Below are 24,931 nucleotides of genomic sequence, written 5' to 3'. Positions count from 1 at the left end.
CACTCTGGGGAGGACCCCAGGGCGTCTAGGCTCGCCCCATGCCGTCCCTCGTCGCGACCGACCTCGACGGCACGCTGCTCCACACCGACGGCACGGTGACGGCGTACACGCGGGCGGTCCTCGCGCAGCTCGACGAGCGTGACGTCCCGGTGGTCTTCGTGACCGGCCGGCCGATCCGCTGGATGGACTCCCTGTGGGAGCACGTCGGCGGCCACGGGCTCGCGATCTGCTCCAACGGCGGCATCGTCTACGACGTCGCGCGCCACGAGGTGCGCACCGCCCTGACCATCGAGCCTGAGGTCTGTCTGCAGGTGGGCCGCGCGCTGCGCCGGGCGATCCCGGGCACGACGTTCGCCCTGGAGAAGACCGGTGGGTTCGCGCTCTCCTCCGACTTCGTGCCGCGCGCGGAGACGCCTCCTGACATCCCACGCGGGTCGCTGAGCGAGATCGTCGACTCGACCGTGGTGAAGATGCTGGCGCGGCACGACGAGATGGCGCCCGACGCCTTCTGGCACCTCGTCGAGGAGCACGTCGGCTCGCTGGTGACGACGACCTGGTCGTCATCGGGTGCGCTCGTGGAGATGAGTGCGAAGGGCGTGACGAAGGCGTCGACCCTCGAGCGCCTGGCCGCCTCCCTGGGCGTCGCCCAGGCTGATGTCGTCGCCTTCGGTGACATGCCCAACGACATCGACATGCTGCTGTGGGCGGGCACCTCCTACGCCATGGAGAACGCCCATCCCTCCGTACGCCGCGTGGCCTCGCGAGTCGCGCCACCCAACGACGAGGACGGTGTCGCGGTCACGCTGGCCACCCTCTTCGGCCTCGAACGGTAGTTTGGCCCCGTCCGGCCACCACCGTCGTCGAAGGAGGGCCCTCATGCGGCGCCTCGTCCCGCTCGCCCTCGTGGCGCCCACGCTGGCGCTGGGGGCCGTGCTGGCGGCCTCCCCTGCCCAGGCCGCGTGCGACAGCGGCCCGCTCCGCACGGAGCTGAAGGCGGCGAAGCTGGTCGTGACCGGCACCGTCACGGAGATCGAGGAGCGCCCGCGCCACCAGCGCTACACCGTCACCGTCAAGCGGGTGTACGCCGGCTCCGCGACCACCACGCTCGAGCTCCGCGCCCCGAGCAAGGGCGCCGCCTGTGCCCTGCCGGTCGCCGAGGGCGCGCAGTGGCTCTTCCTCAGCGACGGGACGTCCGCAGCGCCGATCGTGCGCCGCGACGGTGGCAGCACGAAGCTCTCGGCCGAGGCCGCGACCGTCGTGGCCGACGTCCTCGGCTCGGGTGAGCGGCCGGCAAAGGGTGGCAACGACCCGGTCGAGGTCACGCTCGAGAAGGTCGGCGCCGCGGAGCGCTACGGCTTCTGGCAGATCGCGCTCCCGGGCGCTGTGCTCGCCGGTGGTGGCTTCCTGGTGCTGCTGCTCGCCCGCGCCCTGGGCCGCGCGCGCGGCTGACCGTCTCGCGTCAGAGGTACATGCCGTTGGAGTGACCGTCACCCGGCACCGGCGGGCCCGGCTGCTGCGGTGCCGACTGCTCGGCGTTCGGCTCGAGGTGGATGCCGGGCGGGAGGGCCCGGCGCATCTGCTCGAGCTGTGCGCGGGCGGCCATCTGCTGGGCGTAGATCGCCGTCTGGATCCCGTGGAAGAGCCCCTCGAGCCAGCCGACGAGCTGCGCCTGTGCGATGCGGAGCTCGGCGTCGGTGGGCGTGCCGGACTCGAACGGCTCGATCAGCCGGTCGAGCTCCTCGTCGAGCTCGGGGGCGAGGCCGTCCTTGAGCTCCTTGACCGAGGTCTCGAGGATGCCGGCGAGGCGGGTGCGGCTGGGCTCGTCGAGCGGAGCCGACTTCACCTCCTCGAGGAGCTGCCGGATCATGCTGCCGATGCGCATGACCTTCGCGGGCTGCTCGACGAGGTCGGTGATGGGGGCATCGCCGCTGTCGGGCTCGTCACCATCGGAGTCGGTGTCGAGGACGAAGACCTGCTCGGGCTGCTGCTCGCTCATGCCCTTCACCTTAGCCAGCGCCGTGAACCGAGCAGTACGAACAGGTTCGCGCGCGACAGGCGTTCGTACTGCTCGTTCGCGGTCAGAGCGTGAGCAGGATCTTGCCGACGTGGTCGCCGGAGTCGATCAGGCGGTGCGCCTCGGCGGCCTCCTCCAGCGGAAGTACGGCGTGCACGATCGGCGTCACCTGGCCGTCGGCGACGAGGGGCCACACGTTGTCGACGACGTCGGCGCAGATCAGCGCCTTCTCCCCGAGCGGGCGGCTGCGCAGGGAGGTCGCGTGGACAGAACCGCGCTTGGCCAGCAGGGCACCGATGTTGAGCTCGGCCTTCACGCCGCCCTGCATGCCGATGATGACGAGACGGCCGTCGGTGTTGAGCGCGCTCACGTTCGAGGAGAGGTACTTCGCGCCCATGTTGTCGAGGATGACGTCAGCGCCGCCAGCCTCCTTGAGGATCGCGACGAAGTCCTCCGCCTTGTAGTCGATCGTCACGTCGGCGCCGAGATCGGCGCAGGTCGCGCGCTTGGCCTCGGAGCCGGCGGTCGTGAAGACCTGGGCTCCGAGCGCGGAGGCGACCTGGATCGCGTGGGTGCCGATGCCGCCGGCGCCGCCGTGCACCAGGAACCGCTCGCCCGCCTCGAGGCCGGCGAGCATGAAGACGTTGGACCAGACGGTGCAGGCCACCTCGGGCAGCGCCGCTGCGTCGACCAGGGAGACGCCCGCGGGCACCGGCATCAGCTGGCCCGCCGGTACGACGACGTGCGACGCGTAGCCGCCACCCGCCAGGAGGGCGCAGACCTCGTCGCCGACCTGCCAGCCCTCGATGCCCTCGCCGAGCGCGGCAACGGTGCCGCTGCACTCGAGGCCGATGATGTCGGACGCGCCCGGCGGCGGCGGGTAGAAGCCCATCCGCTGCAGCACGTCAGCCCGGTTGACCGCCGTCGCGGCGACCTCGACCAGCACCTCTCCCGGACCGGGTGCCGGTGTCGGCACCTCCTGGACAGACAGGACCTCGGGTCCGCCGGGCTGGGTGGCGACGATGGCACGCATGGTGCCGAGGCTAGCGGCCGACAGGACCGAGGCGGGCTGCGCCGGGGCAGAGTCCCTCCCTGCAGCTCGCCTGCGCTCGTCCCTCGCTCCGGCTCGACGCTCGGGGCTTCGCCCCGGCTCCGCCCACCTCGGTCGACGGCTCAGCTGATCACGTCGGCGACGTCCGCCGAGTGGTCGACGCCGGCGTCGTCGGGGACCTCGACGTCGATCCCGTCGACATCCGGGTCGGGCGCGCCGGCGGGCCGCTCCCACTGCTCCGCGAGTGCGGTCGCCTTGGCAGCGAGCGCCTCCATCTCGGCGGGGTCCGCGTCGGTCGCGCCGGCGGCGTACCCGAGGAGGAACGTGGTGATCGGGGCCGACGTGTGTTGCACCTGGTGGGCCGAGACCCGCGCGAGGTCGAGGAGGAGTGCCTCGTCGACCTCCACCTCGACGTCGAGGACGTCGCAGAGCTCATCGATCCAGTCGTGGAGGTTCACGTCTCCCACCTTGCTCCCGACGCACGGACCTGACAAGACCTCCAGCGACCACGAGCCCCACTTCGCGTGACCACACCCCACACTTCGGCGGACCACAAGCCCCACTTCGGCGGAGTCAGGCGAGGTCGTCCCAGGTGTCGATGTCGTGGGCCTCGTCGCGCTGGGCCGGCACAGCGGCCAGGTCGAGGTCGCCGAGGAGCGCACGCAACGACATCCCGTACGCCGCCTCGGCATCCGGGCGGGCGCTGTCCAGCGCCGCCCGCGCGAGCACGTACGCCAGGGCGCGTCGCCCGTGGCCGTCCACGAGCACCGCACCGTCGCGGCCCTCGGCTGCGTCGCGGAGCCGGTCGATGGTCGTCATCGTCACCCGCGGCATGTCGACGGCGAGCACCACGACGTGCCGGGGGGTGCCGGCGAAGGCATCGAGCCCGGCGAGCACGCCGGCCGCGGGGCCACCCTGCACGGGGTCCTCGCGGGTGAAGGTGACCGGCCGCTCGGTGGGGACCCAGTCACCCACGACGACGACCTCGGCCGCGTCCGTGACGGCGTCGAGGGCGTACTCCAGCAGCGTGCGGCCGCGCCATTCGATCGAGGCCTTGTCGACGCCGCCCATGCGCACCGCCGTGCCGCCGGCGAGGACGATCGCTCCGAGGCGCAGCTCAGGTCGCTCCATGGGGGCAGTCTGGCAGGCTGGAGCCATGGCTTCGACGGCGGAGACACTCACGGTCGCGGCGCTCCAGTGGCCCGCGTCGCTCGATGCTGCGGCCAATCGAGCCGCCCTCGAGGCTGCACCCGCTGCGGACCTGCTCGTCCTCCCCGAGGCCTTCGCGCGCGACTTCGGCCCGGTCACCGAGCCCCTCGCGCCGTACGCCGAGGCGCAAAGCGGGTCCTTCGACCTCGCCGTCCGCGACCTCGCGGCGCGCACGGAGTCGACCGTCGTGGCGGGGATGTTCGAGACCTCCGATGACCCGGAGCGGCCGTTCAACACGCTGCTGGTCCGCGGTGGTGCGGAGGCCGCCTACCGGAAGGTCCACCTCTACGACTCCTTCGGCTACAAGGAGTCCGACCGGCTCCGTGCGGGGGAGTGGGAGCCGCTCGTCGTCGACGTGCAGGGCTGGAAGGTCGGCGTGATGACCTGCTACGACCTGCGCTTCCCCGAGCTCGGTCGCGCGCTGGTCGACGCCGGCGCCGAGGTGATCGTGGTCCCCGCCGCGTGGCTGCCGGGGCGCACCGAGGCCGAGCACGAGCGGAAGCTCGACCACTGGCGCACCCTCGCCCGAGCCCGCGCCATCGAGGACGTCAGCTACGTCGTGGCCGTGGGCCAGCCTGCGCCGCGCTACACCGGCTGCTCGCTCGTGGTCGCACCGACCGGGGAGGTCGTGGCCGAGGCAGGTCCCGAGGAGACGACACTGACCGCCACCCTCGACCGCGCTGTCCTCGACGAGGCCCGCGCCACGAACCCGTCGCTCGCCAACCGCGTCCGCTGACCGAGACCCGACCCGGTTAACCTCGACCCCGTGACGACCCCGACGCCGCTCTACCCGCTCCTCGTCGTCCGCTCGATCCTCGCCGTCCTCGCGGTCGGCATCGTCCTTCTCGGTGTCGCGGTCGCGGAAGTCGGTCCCGCGTGGCTCGACCGGGCCGGCGGCGTCGCGGTGGCCACGGCGTACGCAGGGCTGCTGGCGATGCGCACCGGTGGGCGACCCCTCGTCTTCGGCGTCGGCGCTCTCGTCTTCGGTGTCGCGGGCGCGCTGCTCGCGGAGCTGGGCCCCGTGACCGGTGTCGCGCACGACCTCGCGGTCATCCTGACCACCGGCGGATCGGTCGGCACGGCGGTGGTGACTGCGGTGCTGGCCGTCATGCTGACCACCCCGGCCGTGCGCACCCTGCGGGCCATGCTCGAGGTGCTGGTGGCGTACGCCATCGCCGGTGTGGGCTCGCTCGCGGTGGTGTCGTTCCGGCCCCAGCTCGACACAGAGCGCTTCGACTACGCGGCGCTCGCGCTGGCGTTCGCGCTCGGGTTCGTCCTGGTCTTCCGGCTCGGCGCCGGCTGGCACGGGCTGGGCCGCCGCGGCCTGCTCGTCGTCCTCGGCGGCAGCGCGGTGCTCGCCGTCTCCGTCGCGTACGCCGAGCTGCTGCGGCACTACGGCACCCCCGAGCTGGTCGACGCGATCGACCGCTCGGTCCGCTGGACCCGCGACACGATCGGCGCCGTCCCCCGGCCGCTCCAGGTCCTGATCGGTGTCCCCGCTCTGCTCTGGGGCTGCCACATGCGCGCCCGCCGCCGCCAGGGCTGGTGGGTCTGCGTCTTCGGCTGCGCGGCCACCGGCTCCGTCGCCACCACGCTGACCAACCCCGGCACGACCTGGCTCGAGGCCGGTCTGATCCCGCTCTACTCGCTCGTGCTCGGCGTCGTGCTCGGCTACCTGGTGATCCGGGTCGACCTCGCCCTCACCGGCCAGCGCGGCTCCCGGGCCCGCGCGGTCGAGCGGGAGCGCGCCGTACGACCGGAGCCCTCGCGGCTGCAGCCGCTGCTCTGACGCTGTCGCGCTCGCTGCTGCCGGACGCTTCGAGCCTGCTGCCGCACCGGACGTCATAGGAGCTGGCTGCTTGAGCAACCAGCTCCTATGACGTTGTGGCAGAGGAGGAGGGATTTGAACCCCCGGTGGGTCTCCCCACGACCGCTTTCAAGGCGGTTCCGATAGGCCGCTCCGGCACTCCTCCATGCCCGCCTGGGCGGGTGCCGTCGAGTCTAGCGATCCCCATCGGCGAGAATCCTCCCGTGCCCCAGGACTACCGCCTCGCCCCGCAGTTCGCCGCCCGCCTCCTCGGCCTGACCCTCATGGGGGCCGGCCTGGCGATCGTCGTGGCGACGGTGGTGGCGGTCGGCTTCATCACCCAGCCGTGGGTCGTGTCGCTGACCGTTGCGGCCGCGCTCGCCGTGATCCTCCTCGTCATCTGGAAGCTCCGCTCCGGCACCTGGGTGGTCCGGCTCACCGACGACGGCTACAAGGTGCAGTTCGTGCGCGGCGCCGGCGTGAAGCAGGCCCGCTGGGCCGACGTCGCCGACGCCGTCACCACCGACGTCGCCGGCTCGCCGTGCGTCGTCCTGCGGCTCAAGAATGGTGGTGCCACGACCATCCCCGTCGAGGTGCTCGCGGTCGATCGCGACACCTTCGTCCGTGACGTGCAGGTGCAGCTGAAGAAGCACGGCAAGGCGCGCTGACCGGCGTTCGGAGGTGGGCGATTCCACACGGCGTGACGGCTTCGGCTAGCCTGTCCCGCGCAGCAAATTGGAGACGTCGCATAGTCCGGTCGAGTGCGCCTCACTGCTAATGAGGTATGGGGTGAAACCCATCGGGGGTTCAAATCCCCCCGTCTCCGCCACCGCGAACGGGGTGGATCCCATCGGGTCCGCCCCGTTCGGCATTTCCAGCCGACATCGGGAATCTGTTGTGCCCAGCCACTGGTCTGGGGCACGATTCTGTGAGGGAGCAGGGTCGGCGACGTTCGCCGGCACACCGAGGGAGACGTTGTGAAGACCAGGATCACCCGCATCATCGCGGCCGGGCTTGCTGTTGTCGCACTCGCCGTCGGGGGCGCCACCGCCGCCAGCGCGGCTGCAGACACCGACGACGCCTCGCGCAGTGTCCTGCTGCGTGACACCAGCTGGGGCTGACCCACCTCAGGAGTCGGTGCCGTCCTGGGCCGCCTCGAGTCCCATCCGGTAGCCCAGCTGGAACCGTGTCTGCGCGTCGTAGTCACGCTTGAGATCAGCGAGGTACGCCGCGTAGGTGCGGTCGCTGACGCCCATCCGCTTCGCGCTGGCTGAGTCGGGGTGGCCCTCGATCAGCATGCGCGTGGCCATCGCGCGCTGCTCACCCGCGATCGCCGACGCGATCGCCGCGGTGGTCTGGGTGAACGGCTTCCCTCGGTCCCAGTTGCGCTCGAAGATGTCGACGAGGTAGGCCACCAGGTTGGCGTCGCGGATCACGACCGCGGTCGTGCGCTCCTTCGCCGACGGGATCAGCGCGACCCGCCGGTCGACCACGATCAGGCGGTTGAAGAACTCGTCGAGGGTGCGCACCTCGGCGCCCTCGGCGGTCACGCGATCGACGTACTGCCGGGTGAAGCGGGCGCGGCGGGCGGCGTGCTGGTAGATCGTGCGCAGCCGCACCCCGCGCTGCAGGGCCGCGAGGTCGCGTGCGGAGGCGTCGCGGAGCGAGGCCGCCGTGCGCCCGACCTGGGGCTGTGCGGTGAGCACCTCGTCGCGCGCTCCGTTGACCAGCTGCTCGAGGAAGACGTTGAGCTGCTCGCCGTGGAGCTCGGTCATCGGCCCGTCGGCGGTACGCGGGTAGCGGCGGTAGGCCCGGGTCAGCTGCGCGAACGCCTCCGCCCACGAGCTCGCCTCCCCGATGGCCTCGGTCGCCCGCTGGCTCAGCGGCGTCACGATCGCGCCCTGCGCCATCTGCGGGTCGACGACGTCGTACCGCCCGGCCTCCTCGTGGAGCAGCCCCAGCTTCATGAGCACCGTGGTCGATGTCGGATCCGCGGTGATCAGAGGATCGTCCGCAGGTACGCCGCCGCGCGCCGCCACTTCCGCGAACAGCTCGCCCGCCGGCCCCTCGACGAGGTGCAGGTGCTCGCGGTCGATCTGTGCCACGGTGCTCCTCCCTGTGTCTGTCTCCGGGCTCGCCCGGCCGAGCGCTCGCTCGCGATCCTGCCAGAGTGGCCGATTTCGCGGGCCGGGTGCGGGTCCGCTATTCTCTTCCAGTCCTCGCGGTGAGAGCCGCAGGACGGGCGCCTGTAGCTCAACGGATAGAGCATCTGACTACGGATCAGAAGGTTTGGGGTTCGAATCCCTACAGGCGCGCAACACGCGAAGGGCCTCTGACCAGCAGAAACGCTGCGACGGGGCCCTTCGGCATTTCCTGCGAGATCGCTTCTGTAGCAACGATCTGTAGCAACGGACCCGTTCATGTGGTCTGTGCCGTCAGAGCTTGTCAGCTTCGATGAGCAGCAGCGAGAGCACAGCTGAGCGGACGTCTTCCCCGATTGGAATCGTTCCGGCTTCCGCCCGAGCATCGTTCACGACCGCGTGGCTGATGAGGTGACCCCCACGCGAGAAGGCCGCTCCAAAGCGGGAATCAGGTAACCGGTCGATGACCGGGAATACCTCGGCCACGGGCTCTTCGTGGCAGCCCATGAGTTCGAGTAGACGATCGAACTCATCCCAATCAGCCTCCGCTTCAGGCGACATGGGGCATCTTCGTCGCGGTCATCGACGCGTTGGACGTGAATTCCGAGCCCGGCGTCAAGGCACATCACGAGGAAGTTGTGCTGATTGCGACTCTCGTGGACGGTGGCGGACCATTCGAGCGGGAGGTACCGAGCAGGGGACGGAAGCCCCAGGCGCGGTCCCTCGCCCTCGATCGAGAGCGTTTCCTCGCTGATCCCCACTGCGCGGGCGAGTGCCGCCCCCAGGTGGTTGTGCTTGAACTGCTCCATGACGCGGCCAACAACCGCGTCGACTTCAGAGTCGGGCCACCGGCCGAGCAACTCAGCCAGCCAGTTCACCTCAACGTTGTCCACGCCGGTGTGGCTTCCAAAGAACTCCACGCCATATCCGTGGGTGTCTTCGGGACGAGCCAACAGCCACTCTGGACACGGTGTTCGGGCGAGTTCCTCGTAACCCCACTCCCCAATGGGTCCGGCGGACGGGCCCGGCCACATCGCCTCGTAGGAAACGGGCTCTCCGTCGATGAAGGTGTGGATGCGCACGTGCGGCACTGGATGCGAGGGCGGTTCGCCGGGGCCAGGTACGGCGACTGCCCTGCCAGCGTGTGGCTTTCGCCTTCCGAACAGTGCCATGGTCCTTCTCCTCGAAACTCAACAACTCGCGCCACTACATCGTGCCGGTCACCGGCGGTCGGCGCGGATGAACCATTGAAATCTCGCCGCGCCCCACCAAGCCTCGTGAGGACCACCGACACAACCTGGCCTCACTGCTCGTCATCTCCGAACAGCGCATCGAGCTTGTCGAGGGCGTCGCGCTTGTCGTCGAGAGTCACGTGCGCGTAGACGTTCATCGTCATTTCGAGACCCGAGTGGCCGGCGATCTCCATGACAGTCCGAGGCGGTACCCCGAGTCCCAGGAGCACCGAGACGCAGCCGTGGCGGAAGTCGTGCATCCGCACCTTTCTCGCACCAGCCCTGACCAATGCCGCCTGCACGAACTTGCTCGTGTTGTCCGGGTCAAGCGGGGTCCCGAGGGTCGTGGTGAAGACGTGCCCGCTGGCCCGCCACCTGGCACCGCACTCGGCTTGCTCCTGTTTCTGACGCTCGCGGTGTTCGAGGAGCGCACCTACGACCAAGCGTGGAAGCGGGACCGTTCGCTTCGACCGAGCTGTCTTGGTGTCCATGGTGATGAGCTGCCCGGAGATGCGGTGAAGTCCGCGGCGCACCGTGAGCGTGCCGGCCTCGAGGTCCACGTCGTCCCATGTCAGGCCAAGCACCTCGCTTCGTCGGAGACCGAGCAGCGCGATCACCACCAGCAGGGCGAAGAGTCGATCATCGCGGTTCGCCTTCAAGACGTCCTTGAGTTCGTCGACCGACAGCGGCCGGGGCTCGGACTTCGGCGCGGTAGGCGGGCGGACGAGCTTCGCGACGTTCTTCTCGATCAGCTCCTCACGCATCGCATCCTCAAGTGCGGCCCGCAACGTGGCATGCGTGTAGCGAATTGTGCGCACGCCAACCCCGCGCTTCTTGAGCTGGTCGAGGTACTGACGCACGTCGCGCGCGGTGAGGCTTCCGAGGCGAGTCGAGCCGAGGTCGGGCTCGAGGAATCTGTCGACGTTGTAGGTGTACGCGCGAAGCGTGGCGTGACGGACCCGCGGGGTGACGATCTGATCGAGCCACTCACGGAGGTACTTCCCAACCGTGAGGTGGTTCGGCGTGATCGGCGTTCCGGCATCGCTCTTGCGACGAAGTTCCTCCATCTTGGCGACAGCGTCGCGCCGTGTCCGCCCGTAGACGACTCGTCGACGCCGGGCTCCATCCGCCTCGTAGACGTAGAGGCCGGCGGCCCAGATGCCGTCGGTGCGCTTCCAGACGGAGCCCGACCCATTCGCCTTCTTCGCAGTCATGCCGCTGCCTCGCGCTCGATCGCCTGGACGTACTCGGCCAGCGCGCGGGCGGTGATCCGTCGGGACCCCCCGACCTTGATCGAGCGGAGCGTCCCCTTCCGGATCAGCTCGTAGACCTTGGGTCGGCCGATGCGGAGCGTCTTCGCGGCATCATCCGGCGTGAACAGCAGAGGCGGCAGATCGTCAGGATCCATCAGCCACAGATTGGGCTTCACGTGCAGCTCGCCGGATGCATCGCGCTCCGTGACCGAGTGCAGGTCGAACAGGTACTCCATGTCTTCCTCCGAGAACCGTGGCGCGTGACCCGCGGCCGCCCGCCGTTGGATTGTTCGGTCTCCGCCCTGCCCGTCAAGGGCTTCGTCCTTCGGATTCGCTTCGCTCACCCTTGACGGCCAGGGCGGAGACCCTGCTGGCTGGCTATCGGGCGGCCGCGGGGATGTGGTTGCCGAATGGGTTGTCCACAGGCTCACGGTGAGGGTCCCGTCGATGCGAGGGCGGCTTTCGCTGTCTCGTACTGGGTGGCCCAGGCGCGCTTCTGCTTCAGCGACAGCGCGATGGTCCTGGCGTAGTCCCGCTCGGGTGGCGGAACGTCTTCCCACACGAACCGGGGTCGGCCGTCGGTGTCGAGGACGTCAGCTGCGAGGCGGCGGGCTTCGGGTGCTTCGATGCCGGCTTCCTCGAGCACTGCGCGGACGACGGCGGAGCGGTCGGCGCGGTGGTCGTCGAGGGTCTTCCCGGTCCAGTGCCGGGAGACGAGGACGCGTCGGCCGCCGAGGCCGAGGTGGTCACGGTCGTGGGCCTTCGAGCTGCACTCACCCGGCTTCAGTCCAGGCCCCGGATCCTTCGGGCAGATGCCGAACCGGAGCCAGTTCGCGCAGGTCTCCGAGCAGGGGAGCCAGCGGACTTCCTCATGGAGTCGGTCGACGTGAGCCTCATAGGCCGCGTCGGTGTGGTCGTCGTCGGCGTAGGTGTCCGCGATCGATTTCGTCAGGTACTTGCAGAGGTAGCCGACGGCGCGGCGGGTTTCGTCGGTGTCGCCGAGGATCCCCTTGACGTCGACCTGGGCCCCGAACGACAGCACATGCATCGGCTCGGCGTACGGGTCGTCCTCGAGGTCGTCGAGGGCCTGCGCCCAGCTCGGCAGGAGCGCACCCGAGGCCGGGTCGTAGTAGCTCTGAACCACCGGATCCCACACGGGGAGGTCATCGCCGCGGGCTTCGTCGTAGACCACGCGGTCGATCGACGGCCACCACAGCGCGCAGTACGTCGCGGCAGTGACGGCCTTGATCGTCGCCCGAGGGATTGCACCCCGGAGGGCCGTGTGCAGGTGCGGGGCCAGGCGGCGCTGCGGTTCGACGACCGCGAAGTACTGCACCTTGTAGCCGGCGCATCGGCGCAGGTTCTGCCACCACCGATCGACCAACTTGGAGAAGAACAGCGCGTCCAGCGCGGCACGTCGGTAGTCGTAGGAGTCGGGGAAGGCGGGGACGCCGGTGCCGGGCTGGATCCGGCCGTACGAGGGCATCGTGAGGGTGAGGAACATCGACGGGCGGAACGTCGCGCCGGTCTTGGGGTCGGTGAATGTCCGGCCGATCGAGGAGTGCTCCGCGGCGACCTTGGGAAGGTCCGGAAACCCTTCCAGTCGGCGGGTGGAGCGGACCCGGCGATCCGTTCCATCGCCGCCGTCGTCGTTCGCTTCCTCTGGATCCGGCTCCTCTCCGGGCTCGGGCGGGAGCGGATCTTCGGTCAGATGCCAGCCTTCGCGGCACTGCTGCATGCGCAACCGCCGGGCCTTGTCCGCGCACGCCGGGCAGACCGACTCCCGCGTGGATCCGCACGGGATCGGCACGGTCGTGACGTCGCAGGTGGCACGGTCAGTGACCTTCCGGAGCAGTGGCCGGCGGCAGACCTGGACCTTGTCGGCGTAGGCCTCGACCATCGACGTCGACACGACCGGCGCCATCGAGAGCGACGGCCGGATCATGCCGCGCCGTCCTCGACCAGCTCGACCGCAGGATCGGCAGTCGTTCGGGGCTTCCGCGGTGACCGGGGCTTGCGAGGACGGTCGTCAGGTTCGGTCGACCGGGTTCGGAACGACTCGCGCTCCTCCTCTGCCGGCAGCTCGACCTGGACTTCAGTCGCGTAGCGGCTCGCGAGGTCCCGGATCAGCTCGTCAGGCCAGTAGTCCGCCCGCACCCGATCCGCAGCGCCGGTGTCCTCCACCACCCACGCCGTACCGGGGAAGGTCGGGGAGATCCGATGCGCAGGCGCCGTCTTCGTCATCCCGTCCCCGAGCACCATCGACGTCTCCTCGGTTGAGCGGAGCCGCAACGCGACGGTCTGGGTGAAGAGGCCGCGCATGGTGACGACGTCCTTGCGCGGGTCCTGCACGCAGGCCACGACCACGACACCGAGGGCCCGGCCCTGGGTGAGGATCTCCGAGAGCAGCCGTTCAGCCTCACGCCGGATCGACACGTCGGCGTAGGCCGTGAGAGCGGCGAGCTCGTCGATCACGAGCACATGCAGCGGGTCCCCGACCGCGGGCTCGTGGAGCCGGGTGGTGCCGGCCATGACCGCGCCGCGTTCGTCGATGACAGCCATCAGCGCCTTGAGCACCCGCAGGGCGTCAGCCGGTGTGTAGGCCTTCGCCGAGAGCAGACCTGAGCCCATCTCGAGTTCGACACCACGCTTGAGGTCGACACCCCAGAGCCGGACCAAGTCGGTCCGCACAGCTGGGGCGAGTCCACCAACGATGCCCCAGAGGATCGAGCCCTTGCCGGATCCCGAGCAGCCAGCGATCAGCGTGTGGCGCCCGCGGACCTGGAGCATCCAGTCAGCCCCGGACTGCGTCCGCCCGACTCGGACCGCGTCGCAGGCCGCGTAGGGCGCTGGTTCGACCGCGGTCGCTGCCGTGGTGAGTGCGTCAGCCATGACGAGTTCGATGACGGTCGTGCAGCCGGACGTGCCCCCTGAGATCGGGCGCGTCCGGTACGACACCGCCGCCAGCGTCGACGCCAGGCGAGGGACCGCTTCCTCGAGGTCCTCGATCGTCTGACCGGCACGGGCTCGGACCGTCAGTTCGAGGAGGTGACCTCGTGTGCGGACCTTCCGCAGCTTCGGGGCCACCGTCCGGTACTCGGAGACCTTGCGCCCGTCGCGACGAACCGAGTGGGCGACCCGCTCGGTCATGTGGCACCACTCCGCGATTCCGACCCACTGTCCGCGTACGTGGCGACGCCAGCCGAGGCGGCGGGCAGGGCCAGCACACCAGCGTTCGAAAGCGACTGGAGCCGCAGCCCGCCAGATCAGGCCGAGGAGTCCCGGTGCGACTGCTACAGCTGTCGTTTGGGCTGCGGTCGCGGTCGACCCGAGGAGCATCGCGAGGCTCGCCACGATCAGCCAGCCGGCGAGCCAGCGGCGGTGGTTGCGTGCCCATCTGGCGAGCCAGCGGACATCGAGCAGTCGGCTGGTCATGCCTCCTCCAGCCGTCGCAGGGTCCGCTTGACCCGGTCGTTGCAGTCATCGAGCAGGCTCAGCGTGGAGATCAGCTGGTCCGCGAGCGACTCGGAGACCCGGTCGAGCAGGTCGACGGCCCGGTTCAGGTCATTGCCGGCGGAATCGATGATCCGCGTGGCGACCTGCAGTTCCTCGGTCGCAGTGATGGTGCTCATCGCCGTCCCCGTCCGTGCGCGCCGAGCTCCTGGACCACGATCAGCTCGCGGCTGACCATGTCCTCCAGTGAGCGGGCCTGGTTGCGGATCTTCATCGCCTCATCCGCGAGATCGCTGCCGGTGTCCTCGAGGCACTTGGCGACCATGTTCAGCGCCATGAACGCCTCCTCGGCAGCGCGCGCCGCCGAGCGGGTCAGGCCCTCGATCTGAAGCACGTCGATAGCCATCACGACACGACCTCTCCGTCGACTGTGTCCGGCTCGTCGGCCGCGAGGTCTTCCATCGCCACCTGACGCAGGACGTGCCCCATGAGGTTGTCGGCGGCCAACGCGAGACTGTTCGCGGCTGCCTCGATGCGGCGGTCGATACGAGTGAGACGGTTGCCGGCGCCGGTGAGGGAGTCGGCAGCATCGCTGATCTGTGCAGCAGCGAGCAGTAGCTGGTCGTTGCGGTAGGTGCGCATCACGCGACCGCCTTGGCGTCCGAGTTGGCCTTCGCTGCCTGACCCGGGGCGTGGATGCCGTTGGCTCGGATCGACCAAGCGATACGCGGGCGCTCCTTGTTGGAGTCGTCGATCCACGCGGTCGCGGTGACGCCCGAGAACTCCACGAGCGTGAACGGCGTGCCCGACTTGTTCTCGGGCGGGACCGGCTGGACCTTGGCGGCGATCTTGACCGCCACGGACTTGTCCTTCTTGCTGGCGTCGGGGTCGGCATCGATCACGGTCACCTGCCAGACCGGCAGACCGTTCTCCTTGTCGATGGCCTGGCGCTTCGTGCCGTCCGGGAGCGGGGGAGCCTCGTAGTCGAGGACCGGCTCGAACGCGTCGAGCAGGTAGGCGCCGTGCGGGAAGACGTCGCCGTGGCGGAGGTGAAGCCGTCGCTGGATTGCCATGAGATTGCTCCTGTCTAGGTTGCCTAGCCAAATGGCTCGGTAGAACCAATCTCCCTAGGTTGGCTAGCCATGTCAAGACCCAATGACGAACTTTCCTAGGTTGGCTAGGGAAGTGTGGGACTCTGGGGGCATGAGCCTGGATCCCGACGACCCGCGTCCGCCGTACCAGCAGGTGGCGGCTGCGCTTCGGGCTGCGATCCTCACGCGGAAGATCGAGCCCGGTCAGAAGCTCCCGAGCCAGTCGGAGCTGGCCGCGACGTACGGCGTTGCCCGCATGACCATCCAGCAAGCGCTTCGACTCCTGAAGGACGAGGGACTGACGGTCTCGCGGCAGGGGAGTGGCGTGTTCGCGCGCGCCCGAGTCGAACGCCCCGTCGGGCTCCGGCCGCACATCGAAAACGCCTTCGAGGCCGAGACCGTCCGCATCGACTTTTCCGGCTACACGGCCGAGACGCTCCACGGCATCCTGTCCGAGCCGCTCGACAAGGTCCGCGCCGGCCGCCTGACGCCCAAGGCGATCCACGTCCGCCTGCTGCTCTCCGACATGGAGCGCGAGCTTGCGCTGCCCGTCCTGGACAACAACGACCCCGCTGCGTCGGGAGCGGTCCGCAAGCGCATGGCCGGCATCAGCGCACGCCATGCCGGTGCCATCCATGAGGCGCTTGAAGAACTCGGCGACCTGGGCCTCGTGCCCGAGGTGACCGTCGAGACCCGAGTTCACGGATCCGCGCCACTCTTCAAGGCCTACGTCATCAACGAGACCGACGTCTTCTTCGGGTACTACCCGGTCGTGCGCCACGAAGTCCGCATCGACGGCAAGAAGGCCGCAATCCTCGACCCGATGGGCAAGGACGCGGCCATGTTCCAGTACTCCGACGATGGCGACCCTGACTCGCGCGAGGCGCAGTTCGTCGCTCAGACGCGGACCTGGTTCGACAGCATCTGGAACACGATCGCCACGCCGTCGACATGACCAGCGAGGTTCTAGCCCTCCTCGAAGGCGCGAGCGCCCTCCTGCTCGACTTCGACGGGCCGCTGGCTGCGCTCATGCCTCCGCCGGCGAACGCACAAGCTGCAGATGCTGCACTCGCGGTCCTCGACGGTGTCGAGTTGCCGAACGACATCGCTACGACGACTGACCACCTCGCCGTACTCCGCTGGTCGCTCGAGCACCTGCCGGCGCCCCTCATGCTCGAGGTCGAAGCCGCGTGCACTCAGGCAGAGGTCGCCGCTGCCGCGGATTGTCGGGAGGCCGTGAACTGCTCAGCGCTCTTCGAGCACGCGGAGCGCGCAGGGTTGCCCGTAGGCGTCGTCAGCAACAACGCGGCTGCGGCCGTACGTGCCTTCCTCCAGCGGACCGGTCGGCTTGGATCGGTGGAGGTCATCAGCGCCAGGACTCCGGACACCGTCGAGTGGCTTAAGCCTCGGCCCGAGCTCCTCCTGACTGCCGCCGTCGCGTTGCGTGTCAACGTTGGAGAAGTGGTCTTCGTCGGTGACGCAGTCAGCGACGTCATAGCCTCCAAGCGCGTCGGATGCCGATCCCTCGGCCTGTATAAGAACGCGAGTCGAAAGGCCGAACTCGAGGAGGCCGGCGCCGATGCCGTGTGGCCGATCGACTCTCAAGTCGCTATTCGGTAAGTACCGGATGTGGCCGGATCTGGCCGAGATCCGCTCGGTAGCGCGAGACCCTCAAAACCCAACCCTGACGCGCCCCGAAGATGGTCCCGGGGCGCGTCAGGGGATGGCCTCAGTCAGCTTCGGGGGCGTCCTTCACAACGGCGGTCTCGTAGGTCGTGGTCCACATGGGGTCCTCAGGGCCGACCCAGGACTTGTCCTTTTCCGGGTAGCCCACGAGACCGCGGAATGCTCCGGTCTGGGGGTCGACCACGAACCACACGCGCTCGCCGTCGATCGTTACAGCCTTACCCGTCAGCCCGGGGCTGGTGAAGTCAGGGTCCGCAATCGTGACGCCATCGAGGCTCATCAGCGCGTTCATCACCTTCGTTCGGAACACCTCCGGCGCGGTCGGGTCGTTGGCGACCCAGAAGGCAACGGTCCAGACGCCGTGCAGGTCCCGCTGCTGGTCGTTGGCCTTGGCGTAGTCCTTGAGTTGCTCCACCAGGGCGGGGATGTCGTCGGCGTGGTCGACGTACAGCTTCGGCCCCCAGTTGTCGAACTCTTTGGTCTCAATGAGTCGGCCGGTCTCGCGCGGGTCGAGGCTGCGGTGGCGCTCGATCCACGGCGACTCACCGTCACCCGGGATCCAGTACTCCAACTGCAGGTCGCCCTTGGCAGGCCCCGGACCGTAGCCCCAGACCCGGTGGACCCGCTTGATGTGCAGGTACTCGCTCGGGCCAACTTCGGGATGGAGTTCCAGGTGGGCGGAGGCGAGTTGGGCGGCCATGGCGGGGCGCCCGGTGCCGGGCACGACGAGGCCGATCGTGACGGCCGCAGCTACCGCGGCGGCGCCGACCGTGATCAGCCGCAGGCGTCGGCGACGTCGACCCGCGAGGCCGCGTCGAAGGACAGCACGACGGGCGCGGAGGACCGTCAGGTCGTCGGGGGCGGAGACCTCAGGGCGGGCCTCACGCAGCAGGTTCAATTCGTCGATCATGGTGTGGTCTCCTCGAGGGTCTCGGTGAGGGCGGCGCGAAGGGCCGCACGGGCCCGGTGGATGCGGGAGCGGACGGTGCCTACGGGGACACCGACGACCTGCGCGATCTCGGCGTACGACAGCTCCTCCCATGCGTAGAGCAGCAGTGCCTCGCGGTCGTCCGTGGCAACCGAACCGAGGGCTGTGTGGACGACCTGCCACCGTCGGGCGGAATCCACCCCGGCGATGACCTCGTCGTCGTGGGTGCCGGTTGCGTCGGGCTGCTGAGCGGCCCAGGTGCCGAACGCACGCTGCGCGTTCGCTGCGCTCCGGAAGTGGCGGTAGGTGAGATTGCGGGCAATGCCGTAGAGCCAGGGAAGCGCGGAGCCTGTCTCGGAGGAGAACCCCGCCCGTTGGCTGAAGGCTGCGGTGAAGACCTCGGCTAGCACGTCGTCCGCGGTCTGGCTCCCCGCTCGGCGGGCAACATACGCGTGAATGGCCTTGTGGTGCCGATCGAAGATGTCGGCGAAGGACTCGGGGTGATGTCGAGATCGTCTGATCAGCTCGACGTCGGATGTCATGGTCACGTGACCTTATGCCGCGGGCGCGACCTCCGGTTCGCCGATCGCGAAGATCGCGGTACCGCGCGCGAATCCGAGTACAGAATTGATGCGAGCGGATCTGGCGCTATCCGACGGCGTTGATGACGCGGTGCGCATCGGCTCCGTCGTTCCAGATGTGGAAGCTGACCCGGACTGCGCCAGCGCGAGCGGCAACCGCGCACCCTGAATCCTGGAGACGCGACTGCAGGGAGCCGTCTGGATCCTCGAGGCTCAGCACCGGCAGTCCACGCGGCGCGAGGCCCAGCTCTGCGCGGACCAGGTCGGCCAGAGAGGCTCCATGGCTCCGCAGCAGTGCGGGGTCTGCGTCGGCGAAAAGTTCAATGGCAGGCGCCGTGCCAACCCAGGCGGGCCAGCCGGGCGAGATGTCGAAGCGTCGCGCCGAGGTGGCCAATTGCATCGACGGCCCGTAGATGGAGGACCAGATCTCCTCCCCGGCGTACCAGCCAGCCGACAGTGGTCGGATCTCGTCGATCAAGTCTGGCGCCAAGGTCATGAATGCACTTCCCCGTGGCGCGCACAGCCACTTGTAGGCGCCTGTCACCGTGACGTCGAAGTCATCCGCGCGGACCGGCAGCCACCCGGCCGCTTGTGTCAGGTCAGCCAGGGTCCGGGCACCGTGGGCGGTAGCTGCCTCATGAATCGCTTCGATGTCCGCGACCGTTCCGTCTGATGACTGCACCAGGGAGAACGCAACCCAGTCGACTCCGGAGTGGATCGACTCCGCGAGACGGGCTCGCGGGACCTGCTCGACAACGATTCCACGGTCGCGGTGAACCAGGAAGGGAAAGACAACGGACGTGAAATCGTCTTCGGGCACGACTACCCGTGAGTGGGCCGGAAGAGACGAAGCCACCAGCCCCACCAGGGCGGATACCTGCGCGCCGATGGCGACCCGGTCGGGGATTGTGCCCACGAGGCGACCAAACGCGCACCGAGCGCGACGCACGTCGTCGTCGAAGGCGCCCGCTTGACACTCGCCCGCTTTCCAGCGACCAAGGTGCTCCTCCATCGCCGTGACGACGCGTAAGGGCGGCAGGCCCATCGTGGCCGCGTTCAAGTAGCCGGGGACACGGTTCCACTCGGCGGCGAGAGGCGTCATGGAAGGAACCTAGCCACCGGCACAAACGATCGGAGCCGCGATTGGTGGCATCTGCGATGCCCTGCGCACAGGATGCGCAAGGGTGGTTGCGTGAGCGAGATCGTGACGCGCGACGCGGTGCAGTCCGAGTCGAGAACCTCAACGCGTTCTGGGCGGTCGCTGGTGAGAACGGCGCCCCGCCCCAACGATCGGCCCGACCTCGTCATGCGACTGATCGAGCACGACCCCGCCGCAGTCCTGGTTGCCGTGCACGAAGGCCGAATCGTCGGCACCAGCGTGAGCGGATGGGATGGGTGGCGGGCCAAGCTCTACCGCCTCGCAGTGGTCCAGGCTGGCGCGGTAGGGGCCTTGGCCGCAGATGGTGACCTGGCATGAGCAGTGCTCCTGGCCGTGAGCCAAATTTTTCTTCGCGCGCTGTAACGCGGCCGACCTCATGGGCGTCTAATGACCGGAACCCATACGAGGAGGGGTGGACGTGTCGGACGCTCGCAATGGTGACTTCCGTGAGTTCGCTGCTGCGCGGCTGACGCCGTTGTACCGGTTCGCGGTTCTCCTCACGGGCCATCACCAGTCCGCTGAGGACATGGTGCAGGAGACGCTCGCGCGGATCTATGTCGTCTGGGGTAGTCGAGACCTATCGGATCCGATTGCGTACTCGCGGTCTACGCTCATGAACGTCTTCCTCACGAGCCGGCGGCGACGCCAAGGCTCGCGGGAGCACCTTCACGCGCTGGTTCCTGACTCTCCAGTCGCTGGCGCCGACGTTCCGCTTCGCGTCGACCTACAGCGAGCTCTGAACCAGCTCAAGCCGGTCGACCGGGCGATCGTCGTCATGCGTTACCTCGAAGACCTTCCGGTGGAGGAGGTCGCGTGTGCTCTTCACCTGTCTCCCGGAAACGTTCGAGTGCGCGCACAACGGGCTCGGACGCAATTGGAGCGTCGTCTGTCGCTTGATCAAGTCACTGCATCGGGAGAGGAGCCGGCATCATGAGCGAGGACGCACTGTCGACGTTGCTGGAACACGTGGCCGACCACGCCGTAGGCCCTGACCCAGCGATCGTCGACACCAGCATTGCCATCGGTCAACGGCGATTGCGTCGGCGGCGGGCGATCCGTTCCGGCGGTGGGCTGGCGGCCGCATGCCTGGTCACCGCGGGCCTGACCTGGAGCTTGGCCGCTCCCCACGACGCCCCGCAGGTCGCTACGGACCAGCCAGCCGTGGCCGACGTCGTCGGCGTTCCTGCGGCAGAGACAGCCCAGAGGCTGGACGCACTGCTGCCTCGGCCGGCGAACACATCCGCGCTCGAGTCGAGCGAGGACCTGGCTGCATTCCGTCAGGTGACTCAGTTCGAAGACCCCCTGGAAGTCACCGTTGAGGCGCTGCAGTCAGGATCACTCCAATCGGGAGTGCTCGACTATCGCCGGCATGGCGTAATCGCTCGGGTCGGCGTCGCCGTGATGAGGAGCCCCGAGACAGCGGCACCCGAGTGCCGTAGATCTGAAAGGCCGTGTGTTCGTACTGCCGCGGGCGACGTCATCCGAACGGCGGAGGACCCCCATGGGCCATCGGCTGTGGCGACGTTCGTGAGCCCTGGGCGCGGGATGGTTCAGATTGCCGTCTCCGACCGGTCAGTCCTTTCGACGAGCGAAATGATGGAGATCGCGATGAATGAAGCGTGGCTGCGATGACGACGTCCTCGATGCCTTGGCGATGCATCCTGGCGATCGGGTCGGCCGGCCTGCTTCTCATCTCCGTGGCGGGTTGCGCGGATGAAGCGGCGCCAAAGGTCGCCTCTGTCTCGCCAGCGACGACCGCGGGCGAAACGGCAGCGTCGTCAACATCGGGCGAGATGAGTGTCGAAGACTACGTCGCCAAGCACCGCGAGTTCGTCGAGTGCGCCCGCGAGAACGGTGCCCCCGACATGCCGGACCCTGACGAGTTCGGTGCGATCAAGCTCTTGAGCATTCCAGAGGGCCCCACCGGCCTCAAGTTGATGAAGGAGTGCTCACCCCTGATCGAAGGGCTGGCCATGCCGGAGGAGCTCCAGCGCCGCCTGCGTGAGAAGCAGGCTGGTCGGATGACGGAGGCCCAGAAGCAGGCCGAGCGGGACTTCGCCAACTGCATGCAGGAGAACGGGGTTCCTGACTGGCCCGATCCGGATGCCAACGGGCTTCCGGTCTATCCAGATTGGGCCCAACCGGGTTCAACCCTGCCGCGCCCACCGGAGGTCGACCCGGCCAACGAGATTTGTCAGCCGATCCTCGGGGGTGGCCCCGAGGCAGGACAGCCCGATGTTCGAGGCAGCGAGTGAGAGGACACCGGCGTCGCTGGATCGGTGCAGTCCTCGTCGTCACGCTGGTCGCGGCGGCCGCAGTGGCTTGGGTGCTGCTCGGCAACCGCGAAGCGGAAGGCACTGCCGACCTCGAGGACAACCCCTTCAAGGTCCAGAGAGTCACGAGGACGACGCTCACCGTGGGGGAAACCCTTCCAGGACGTCTTGGATACGGATCAGCCAGCCCGATTCCCCTGCGGGTCACCGGAACTGTGACCCGCCTGCCGAAGCTCGGAGCCGTGGCCAGACAAGGCGACATCCTCCTCGAGGTTGACGGGCGCCCCATCGTGCTCATGTACGGAACGACTCCGGCATACCGCGCGCTTGATGCCGGCGTGCCCGCGGATGCTGAGCGCCGTGGCCAGAAGTCCGGGAACCCTTCCGCCGACCTGGGAACCCCACAGGACGAGCCAGCAGAAGCAGTGCCCCCGGCTGTCGGTACGGATGTCAGGCAGTTGGAGGAGGCCCTGCAAGCGCTTGGCTACAGCGGATTCACGGTCGACGAGGAATTCACCTCCAACACGGCGTCGGCGGTCAAGGAATGGCAGTCCGACCTCGGCCTGACACCCACTGGACGGGTGCTCGATGGAGACGTCGTGTTCCTTCCGGGGCCCGTTCGGCTGCAACCCGACGCCGCGTCCCTGGGCAGGGCAGCTACCGAAACGTCCGTGCTGCAGACGGGACTCACCCAGATCGTCACTGTGCCGACGCTCGGGCAGGACCTCGCGTGGGCCTCTGAGGGAGAGCCGGTCACGATCACTCTGCCGAACCAGAAGAGCCTGTCAGGTCGCGTTCTTCGTGCTGGCGCATCGTCCGGCAGCGCGATGGGCGAAGACGCGACATCCGAGGAGATCGTGATTGGTCTGACCCATCCACGGCGGACAGGGGCTGATCCTGGCCCGGTCACCGTCACGCACGTATCGGCGACAGCACGCAACGTTCTCGCCGTTCCTGTGCTCGCGCTGGTCGCCCTCGCCGAGGGCGGCTACGGCATTCAGCTCGAGGACGGCCAGTTCCTCGCGGTCACGCCCGGTCTGTACGCCGACGGCATGGTTGAGGTTTCGGGAGCTGACCTCCGCGAAGGACTCCCGGTGAGGGTTCCGCTGTGACGGCTGGCGCGGCAGCCATCGAATGTCACGGTCTGACGAAGACTTACCCGGGAGGCGTCGAGGCGCTGCGGGGAGTAAGTCTTGCGGTCGCGCCAGGCGAAGTCGTTGCCGTTGTCGGGCCCTCGGGATCTGGAAAGAGCACACTCCTTCAGCTCTTGGGCACCCTGGACCGCCCCACATCCGGTTCCGTCAAGCTCAACGCCGTCGACACGACGTCACTGAACGACTCCGGGCTTTCCCGGCTCAGGGCGGAGCAACTGGGGTTCGTGTTCCAAGCCTTCCACCTGTCGCCGCTGATGGATGTACGCGACAACGTGGCGGAGGGGCTTCTCTACAGCAGGGTTCGCCGCTCGAAGCGGCGGCGCGAGGCTGAGCAACACCTGGAGCGACTGGGACTCGGGCACCGGTTGTCTCACCGACCCTTCATGCTGTCGGGCGGGGAGAAGCAGCGTGCGGCGATCGCGCGCGCCCTGATGGGGAGCCCGTCGGTGATCTTGGCCGATGAGCCCACAGGGAACCTCGACACCGCCAGCAGCCACACGGTCATCGCGGCACTGAAGCAGCTGGCGGAAGACGGGACAGCTGTCGTGGTCATCACGCACGACCAGGACCTCGCCCGGGACATCGGTCGGCGCATCGTCCTGCGAGACGGTCAGATCGAGGAGGAGGTCCGCCATGGCGCTGCGGGCGGCTGACGCCGCGGGGCTTGCCTTCCAGGGTCTTCGAGGGCATCCGTTGCGCTTCTTCCTCTCTGCGCTCGGCATTGCCATCGGGGTCGCTGCCATGGTCGCTGTCGGCGGCGTGACCGAGTCATCTCGCGTTGAGCTCAACCAGACTCTGGATCGGCTCGGCACGAACATGCTGACTGTCGCGCCGGCGAAGGATCGCGATGGCAACGAGACGCGGCTTCCGGCGACAGCTGGCCGCATGCTCGGGAACATCGGTCCCGTCACCTCGACCAGCGTCGTGGGGCGAATCGATGATCTCGCGGCCTACCGGACCCCATACGTTCCCTCGGGAAGGACTGGTGGTGTCTTCGTCGCAGCAGTCGATTCATCCCTGCTGACAACGCTCCGCGGGGACCTCGCGCACGGCACGTGGTTCACCACGGCAGGGGAGTCCTATCCAACGGTCGTGCTGGGTCATCAGGCTGCTCGCAACCTCGGGATCACCCTGCCCGGCACACGTCTCTGGATCGGCAACCGCTGGGCAGTCGTGGTCGGGATCCTGAGACCGCTCGACCTCGCCGAAGGGCTTGACCCCGGGGTGCTGCTGCCCATGGGGGCGGCTCAGGACTACTTCGGCTACGACGGTACGGCTACAAGCGTGTACCTCCGTGTCGATGAGAGACAGGTCGACGCGGTCGTCGCAGTGATTCCGCAGACAGCGGCACCCCAGAGGCCGGAGCTGGTGCTTGTGGACCAACCTTCCGACGCGCTGGAGGCAAAGTTGGCAGCGGACGACGCATTGAACCGACTGCTCATCGCGCTGGCGGCGATCGGGCTGCTTGTCGGCGGAATCGGCGTGTCGAACACGATGATCATCGCGAGCCTCGAACGTCGTTCCGAAATCGGGCTCCGACGAGCCCTTGGCGCCACCCGAGGCAACATTGCGACGCAGTTCCTGGCCGAGTCCACGCTCATGGCGGCTATGGGCGGCCTGCTGGGTTCCCTGCTCGGCTGTCTGGTGACGGCCTACTACACCCGCGCCCAGGATTTGGGATACGCGCTGCCGCTCTGGTTGGCCGTAGCCGCTGTCGTTCTGACGGCGCTTGTTGGGGGAGTTGCCGGGCTGTATCCCGCCTTCAGGGCCAGCAGGGAGTCGCCGGTGTCCGCACTCACCGCGCAGTAGAACGCCGCGGAGCCGGACGGCGACCTCATGGCCCCTGTCTTGACTCCGCCCACTGCCGATTCCGGCTCTGTACTGACGATCAAGACGCGG

General features: G+C 68.5%; 32 protein-coding genes and 3 tRNA genes. 17 read left to right on the top strand and 18 right to left on the bottom strand.

What is annotated here, in order from left to right; genetic code table 11:
- Positions 1–38 precede the first annotated feature (38 nt).
- On the top strand, positions 39–833 hold the full coding sequence (locus tag VLF38_RS06410) for an HAD family hydrolase (RefSeq protein WP_325270448.1): 795 nt from the start codon (positions 39–41) through the stop codon (positions 831–833).
- Positions 834–876: 43 nt separating this feature from the next.
- A complete protein-coding gene (locus VLF38_RS06405; RefSeq protein WP_325270447.1) occupies positions 877–1,449 on the top strand; it encodes a hypothetical protein in 573 nt (190 codons plus the stop codon).
- Positions 1,450–1,459: 10 nt separating this feature from the next.
- Here the strand turns inward: VLF38_RS06405 and VLF38_RS06400 are convergent, their stop codons facing one another.
- From VLF38_RS06400 to mobA, 4 genes are all read right to left on the bottom strand, one after another.
- Complete coding sequence (locus VLF38_RS06400) at positions 1,460–1,996, bottom strand: bacterial proteasome activator family protein (RefSeq protein WP_325270446.1); 537 nt, start codon at positions 1,994–1,996, stop codon at positions 1,460–1,462.
- 82 nt (positions 1,997–2,078) lie between these two features.
- Positions 2,079–3,047 (bottom strand): NAD(P)H-quinone oxidoreductase, encoded by a 969-nt coding sequence (locus tag VLF38_RS06395; RefSeq protein WP_325270445.1) that lies wholly within the window; start codon positions 3,045–3,047, stop codon positions 2,079–2,081.
- A gap of 140 nt (positions 3,048–3,187) precedes the next feature.
- Entirely contained in the window at positions 3,188–3,523 is a 336-nt protein-coding gene (locus VLF38_RS06390; protein ID WP_325270444.1) for a DUF6457 domain-containing protein, read from the bottom strand.
- A gap of 115 nt (positions 3,524–3,638) precedes the next feature.
- A complete protein-coding gene (gene mobA, locus VLF38_RS06385) occupies positions 3,639–4,196 on the bottom strand; it encodes a molybdenum cofactor guanylyltransferase (protein WP_325270443.1) in 558 nt (185 codons plus the stop codon).
- A 25-nt stretch (positions 4,197–4,221) separates the two neighbouring features.
- Here mobA and VLF38_RS06380 point away from each other — a divergent pair, with 25 nt between their 5' ends.
- Both VLF38_RS06380 and VLF38_RS06375 read left to right on the top strand, forming a co-directional pair.
- The gene (locus VLF38_RS06380) at positions 4,222–5,010 is read left to right on the top strand and encodes a nitrilase-related carbon-nitrogen hydrolase (RefSeq protein WP_325270442.1); all 789 of its coding nucleotides are present in this window, start codon (positions 4,222–4,224) and stop codon (positions 5,008–5,010) included.
- A 30-nt stretch (positions 5,011–5,040) separates the two neighbouring features.
- A complete protein-coding gene (locus tag VLF38_RS06375) occupies positions 5,041–6,063 on the top strand; it encodes a hypothetical protein (RefSeq protein WP_325270441.1) in 1,023 nt (340 codons plus the stop codon).
- 96 nt (positions 6,064–6,159) lie between these two features.
- Here VLF38_RS06375 and VLF38_RS06370 read toward each other — a convergent pair.
- Positions 6,160–6,247 (bottom strand) — tRNA-Ser (locus VLF38_RS06370).
- Positions 6,248–6,305: 58 nt separating this feature from the next.
- Between VLF38_RS06370 and VLF38_RS06365 the strand changes: the two genes are divergently transcribed.
- The 3 genes from VLF38_RS06365 to VLF38_RS06355 all read left to right on the top strand — a co-directional run bounded on the left by VLF38_RS06365 (position 6,306) and on the right by VLF38_RS06355 (position 7,202).
- Positions 6,306–6,749 carry a hypothetical protein gene (locus tag VLF38_RS06365; RefSeq protein WP_325270440.1) on the top strand — a complete coding sequence of 148 codons (444 nt, stop codon included), beginning with the start codon at positions 6,306–6,308 and terminating at the stop codon, positions 6,747–6,749.
- Between the two features lie 69 nt (positions 6,750–6,818).
- Positions 6,819–6,910 (top strand) — tRNA-Ser (locus VLF38_RS06360).
- Positions 6,911–7,058: 148 nt separating this feature from the next.
- The gene (locus VLF38_RS06355; RefSeq protein ID WP_325270439.1) at positions 7,059–7,202 is read left to right on the top strand and encodes a hypothetical protein; all 144 of its coding nucleotides are present in this window, start codon (positions 7,059–7,061) and stop codon (positions 7,200–7,202) included.
- 6 nt (positions 7,203–7,208) lie between these two features.
- Here the strand turns inward: VLF38_RS06355 and VLF38_RS06350 are convergent, their stop codons facing one another.
- Entirely contained in the window at positions 7,209–8,186 is a 978-nt protein-coding gene (locus tag VLF38_RS06350; protein ID WP_325270438.1) for a LuxR family transcriptional regulator, read from the bottom strand.
- A 137-nt stretch (positions 8,187–8,323) separates the two neighbouring features.
- Between VLF38_RS06350 and VLF38_RS06345 the strand changes: the two genes are divergently transcribed.
- A tRNA-Arg gene (locus VLF38_RS06345) sits at positions 8,324–8,396 on the top strand.
- Positions 8,397–8,611: 215 nt separating this feature from the next.
- On the opposite strand, the gene VLF38_RS06340 is transcribed toward VLF38_RS06345, so the two are convergent.
- The 9 genes from VLF38_RS06340 to VLF38_RS06300 all read right to left on the bottom strand — a co-directional run bounded on the left by VLF38_RS06340 (position 8,612) and on the right by VLF38_RS06300 (position 15,233).
- Positions 8,612–9,304 (bottom strand): hypothetical protein, encoded by a 693-nt coding sequence (locus tag VLF38_RS06340; protein WP_325270437.1) that lies wholly within the window; start codon positions 9,302–9,304, stop codon positions 8,612–8,614.
- Positions 9,305–9,525: 221 nt separating this feature from the next.
- Positions 9,526–10,668 carry a tyrosine-type recombinase/integrase gene (locus tag VLF38_RS06335; RefSeq protein WP_325270436.1) on the bottom strand — a complete coding sequence of 381 codons (1,143 nt, stop codon included), beginning with the start codon at positions 10,666–10,668 and terminating at the stop codon, positions 9,526–9,528.
- Positions 10,665–10,943, bottom strand: a complete 279-nt coding sequence (locus tag VLF38_RS06330) for a helix-turn-helix domain-containing protein (protein ID WP_325270435.1) — start codon at positions 10,941–10,943, stop codon at positions 10,665–10,667. Before VLF38_RS06330 ends, VLF38_RS06335 begins: the two co-directional genes overlap by 4 nt.
- Positions 10,944–11,134: 191 nt before the next feature.
- A complete protein-coding gene (locus VLF38_RS06325) occupies positions 11,135–12,652 on the bottom strand; it encodes a replication initiator (RefSeq protein WP_325270434.1) in 1,518 nt (505 codons plus the stop codon).
- Positions 12,649–14,142 carry an FtsK/SpoIIIE domain-containing protein gene (locus tag VLF38_RS06320; RefSeq protein WP_325270433.1) on the bottom strand — a complete coding sequence of 498 codons (1,494 nt, stop codon included), beginning with the start codon at positions 14,140–14,142 and terminating at the stop codon, positions 12,649–12,651. Before VLF38_RS06320 ends, VLF38_RS06325 begins: the two co-directional genes overlap by 4 nt.
- Positions 14,139–14,339, bottom strand: coding sequence for a hypothetical protein (locus tag VLF38_RS06315; RefSeq protein ID WP_325270432.1), 201 nt, complete (start codon positions 14,337–14,339; stop codon positions 14,139–14,141). Before VLF38_RS06315 ends, VLF38_RS06320 begins: the two co-directional genes overlap by 4 nt.
- A complete protein-coding gene (locus VLF38_RS06310; protein WP_325270431.1) occupies positions 14,336–14,554 on the bottom strand; it encodes a hypothetical protein in 219 nt (72 codons plus the stop codon). Before VLF38_RS06310 ends, VLF38_RS06315 begins: the two co-directional genes overlap by 4 nt.
- Before the next feature lie 11 nt (positions 14,555–14,565).
- Positions 14,566–14,802, bottom strand: coding sequence for a hypothetical protein (locus tag VLF38_RS06305; protein ID WP_325270430.1), 237 nt, complete (start codon positions 14,800–14,802; stop codon positions 14,566–14,568).
- Positions 14,802–15,233, bottom strand: coding sequence for a plasmid replication, integration and excision activator (locus VLF38_RS06300; RefSeq protein ID WP_325270429.1), 432 nt, complete (start codon positions 15,231–15,233; stop codon positions 14,802–14,804). The genes VLF38_RS06305 and VLF38_RS06300 overlap by 1 nt, the downstream gene beginning before the upstream one ends.
- Before the next feature lie 130 nt (positions 15,234–15,363).
- Between VLF38_RS06300 and VLF38_RS06295 the strand changes: the two genes are divergently transcribed.
- Together VLF38_RS06295 and VLF38_RS06290 are read left to right on the top strand one after the other, a co-directional pair.
- Positions 15,364–16,206, top strand: a complete 843-nt coding sequence (locus VLF38_RS06295) for a winged helix-turn-helix domain-containing protein (RefSeq protein WP_325270428.1) — start codon at positions 15,364–15,366, stop codon at positions 16,204–16,206.
- A complete protein-coding gene (locus VLF38_RS06290) occupies positions 16,203–16,871 on the top strand; it encodes an HAD family hydrolase (protein WP_325270427.1) in 669 nt (222 codons plus the stop codon). The genes VLF38_RS06295 and VLF38_RS06290 overlap by 4 nt, the downstream gene beginning before the upstream one ends.
- Before the next feature lie 109 nt (positions 16,872–16,980).
- Here the strand turns inward: VLF38_RS06290 and VLF38_RS06285 are convergent, their stop codons facing one another.
- From VLF38_RS06285 to VLF38_RS06275, 3 genes are all read right to left on the bottom strand, one after another.
- Positions 16,981–17,847, bottom strand: coding sequence for a hypothetical protein (locus VLF38_RS06285; protein ID WP_325270426.1), 867 nt, complete (start codon positions 17,845–17,847; stop codon positions 16,981–16,983).
- Positions 17,844–18,407 (bottom strand): RNA polymerase sigma factor, encoded by a 564-nt coding sequence (locus VLF38_RS06280; RefSeq protein WP_325270425.1) that lies wholly within the window; start codon positions 18,405–18,407, stop codon positions 17,844–17,846. Before VLF38_RS06280 ends, VLF38_RS06285 begins: the two co-directional genes overlap by 4 nt.
- 106 nt (positions 18,408–18,513) lie before the next feature.
- Positions 18,514–19,548 carry an aminotransferase class V-fold PLP-dependent enzyme gene (locus VLF38_RS06275; RefSeq protein WP_325270424.1) on the bottom strand — a complete coding sequence of 345 codons (1,035 nt, stop codon included), beginning with the start codon at positions 19,546–19,548 and terminating at the stop codon, positions 18,514–18,516.
- A 90-nt stretch (positions 19,549–19,638) separates the two neighbouring features.
- Here VLF38_RS06275 and VLF38_RS06270 point away from each other — a divergent pair, with 90 nt between their 5' ends.
- The 7 genes from VLF38_RS06270 (at position 19,639) to VLF38_RS06240 (ending at position 24,841) form a co-directional block, all read left to right on the top strand.
- The gene (locus VLF38_RS06270) at positions 19,639–19,923 is read left to right on the top strand and encodes a hypothetical protein (RefSeq protein ID WP_325270423.1); all 285 of its coding nucleotides are present in this window, start codon (positions 19,639–19,641) and stop codon (positions 19,921–19,923) included.
- 100 nt (positions 19,924–20,023) lie between these two features.
- Positions 20,024–20,539: a SigE family RNA polymerase sigma factor gene (locus tag VLF38_RS06265; RefSeq protein ID WP_325270422.1), complete on the top strand. Its 516-nt coding sequence runs from the start codon at positions 20,024–20,026 to the stop codon at positions 20,537–20,539.
- Positions 20,536–21,237 (top strand): hypothetical protein, encoded by a 702-nt coding sequence (locus tag VLF38_RS06260; protein ID WP_325270421.1) that lies wholly within the window; start codon positions 20,536–20,538, stop codon positions 21,235–21,237. Before VLF38_RS06265 ends, VLF38_RS06260 begins: the two co-directional genes overlap by 4 nt.
- The gene (locus tag VLF38_RS06255; RefSeq protein ID WP_325270420.1) at positions 21,225–21,860 is read left to right on the top strand and encodes a hypothetical protein; all 636 of its coding nucleotides are present in this window, start codon (positions 21,225–21,227) and stop codon (positions 21,858–21,860) included. Before VLF38_RS06260 ends, VLF38_RS06255 begins: the two co-directional genes overlap by 13 nt.
- 71 nt (positions 21,861–21,931) lie before the next feature.
- The gene (locus VLF38_RS06250) at positions 21,932–22,990 is read left to right on the top strand and encodes a peptidoglycan-binding domain-containing protein (protein ID WP_325270419.1); all 1,059 of its coding nucleotides are present in this window, start codon (positions 21,932–21,934) and stop codon (positions 22,988–22,990) included.
- Positions 22,987–23,685 (top strand): ABC transporter ATP-binding protein, encoded by a 699-nt coding sequence (locus VLF38_RS06245; protein WP_325270418.1) that lies wholly within the window; start codon positions 22,987–22,989, stop codon positions 23,683–23,685. Before VLF38_RS06250 ends, VLF38_RS06245 begins: the two co-directional genes overlap by 4 nt.
- The gene (locus VLF38_RS06240) at positions 23,666–24,841 is read left to right on the top strand and encodes an ABC transporter permease (RefSeq protein ID WP_325270417.1); all 1,176 of its coding nucleotides are present in this window, start codon (positions 23,666–23,668) and stop codon (positions 24,839–24,841) included. The genes VLF38_RS06245 and VLF38_RS06240 overlap by 20 nt, the downstream gene beginning before the upstream one ends.
- Positions 24,842–24,931 lie beyond the last annotated feature (90 nt).

This window comes from Nocardioides sp. (assembly GCF_035481145.1).
Taxonomy (GTDB): domain Bacteria; phylum Actinomycetota; class Actinomycetes; order Propionibacteriales; family Nocardioidaceae; genus Nocardioides.
The sequence above is the reverse complement of the archived record's forward strand: the minus strand, read 5'-3'. Positions and strand labels throughout refer to the sequence as shown.

Excerpts from the sequence above, each read along its gene's own strand:
- VLF38_RS06285 (WP_325270426.1), bottom strand. The coding sequence starts at position 17,847 with ATGATCGACGAATTGAACCTGCTGCGTGAGGCCCGCCCTGAGGTCTCC.
- VLF38_RS06380 (WP_325270442.1), top strand. The coding sequence starts at position 4,222 with ATGGCTTCGACGGCGGAGACACTCACGGTCGCGGCGCTCCAGTGGCCC.
- VLF38_RS06290 (WP_325270427.1), top strand. The coding sequence starts at position 16,203 with ATGACCAGCGAGGTTCTAGCCCTCCTCGAAGGCGCGAGCGCCCTCCTG.
- VLF38_RS06325 (WP_325270434.1), bottom strand. The coding sequence starts at position 12,652 with ATGATCCGGCCGTCGCTCTCGATGGCGCCGGTCGTGTCGACGTCGATG.
- VLF38_RS06405 (WP_325270447.1), top strand. The coding sequence starts at position 877 with ATGCGGCGCCTCGTCCCGCTCGCCCTCGTGGCGCCCACGCTGGCGCTG.
- VLF38_RS06330 (WP_325270435.1), bottom strand. The coding sequence starts at position 10,943 with ATGGAGTACCTGTTCGACCTGCACTCGGTCACGGAGCGCGATGCATCC.
- VLF38_RS06400 (WP_325270446.1), bottom strand. The coding sequence starts at position 1,996 with ATGAGCGAGCAGCAGCCCGAGCAGGTCTTCGTCCTCGACACCGACTCC.
- VLF38_RS06335 (WP_325270436.1), bottom strand. The coding sequence starts at position 10,668 with ATGACTGCGAAGAAGGCGAATGGGTCGGGCTCCGTCTGGAAGCGCACC.
- VLF38_RS06395 (WP_325270445.1), bottom strand. The coding sequence starts at position 3,047 with ATGCGTGCCATCGTCGCCACCCAGCCCGGCGGACCCGAGGTCCTGTCT.
- mobA (WP_325270443.1), bottom strand. The coding sequence starts at position 4,196 with ATGGAGCGACCTGAGCTGCGCCTCGGAGCGATCGTCCTCGCCGGCGGC.
- VLF38_RS06320 (WP_325270433.1), bottom strand. The coding sequence starts at position 14,142 with ATGACCAGCCGACTGCTCGATGTCCGCTGGCTCGCCAGATGGGCACGC.
- VLF38_RS06410 (WP_325270448.1), top strand. The coding sequence starts at position 39 with ATGCCGTCCCTCGTCGCGACCGACCTCGACGGCACGCTGCTCCACACC.
- VLF38_RS06240 (WP_325270417.1), top strand. The coding sequence starts at position 23,666 with ATGGCGCTGCGGGCGGCTGACGCCGCGGGGCTTGCCTTCCAGGGTCTT.
- VLF38_RS06305 (WP_325270430.1), bottom strand. The coding sequence starts at position 14,802 with ATGCGCACCTACCGCAACGACCAGCTACTGCTCGCTGCTGCACAGATC.
- VLF38_RS06295 (WP_325270428.1), top strand. The coding sequence starts at position 15,364 with ATGAGCCTGGATCCCGACGACCCGCGTCCGCCGTACCAGCAGGTGGCG.
- VLF38_RS06260 (WP_325270421.1), top strand. The coding sequence starts at position 20,536 with ATGAGCGAGGACGCACTGTCGACGTTGCTGGAACACGTGGCCGACCAC.
- VLF38_RS06315 (WP_325270432.1), bottom strand. The coding sequence starts at position 14,339 with ATGAGCACCATCACTGCGACCGAGGAACTGCAGGTCGCCACGCGGATC.
- VLF38_RS06300 (WP_325270429.1), bottom strand. The coding sequence starts at position 15,233 with ATGGCAATCCAGCGACGGCTTCACCTCCGCCACGGCGACGTCTTCCCG.
- VLF38_RS06280 (WP_325270425.1), bottom strand. The coding sequence starts at position 18,407 with ATGACATCCGACGTCGAGCTGATCAGACGATCTCGACATCACCCCGAG.
- VLF38_RS06275 (WP_325270424.1), bottom strand. The coding sequence starts at position 19,548 with ATGACGCCTCTCGCCGCCGAGTGGAACCGTGTCCCCGGCTACTTGAAC.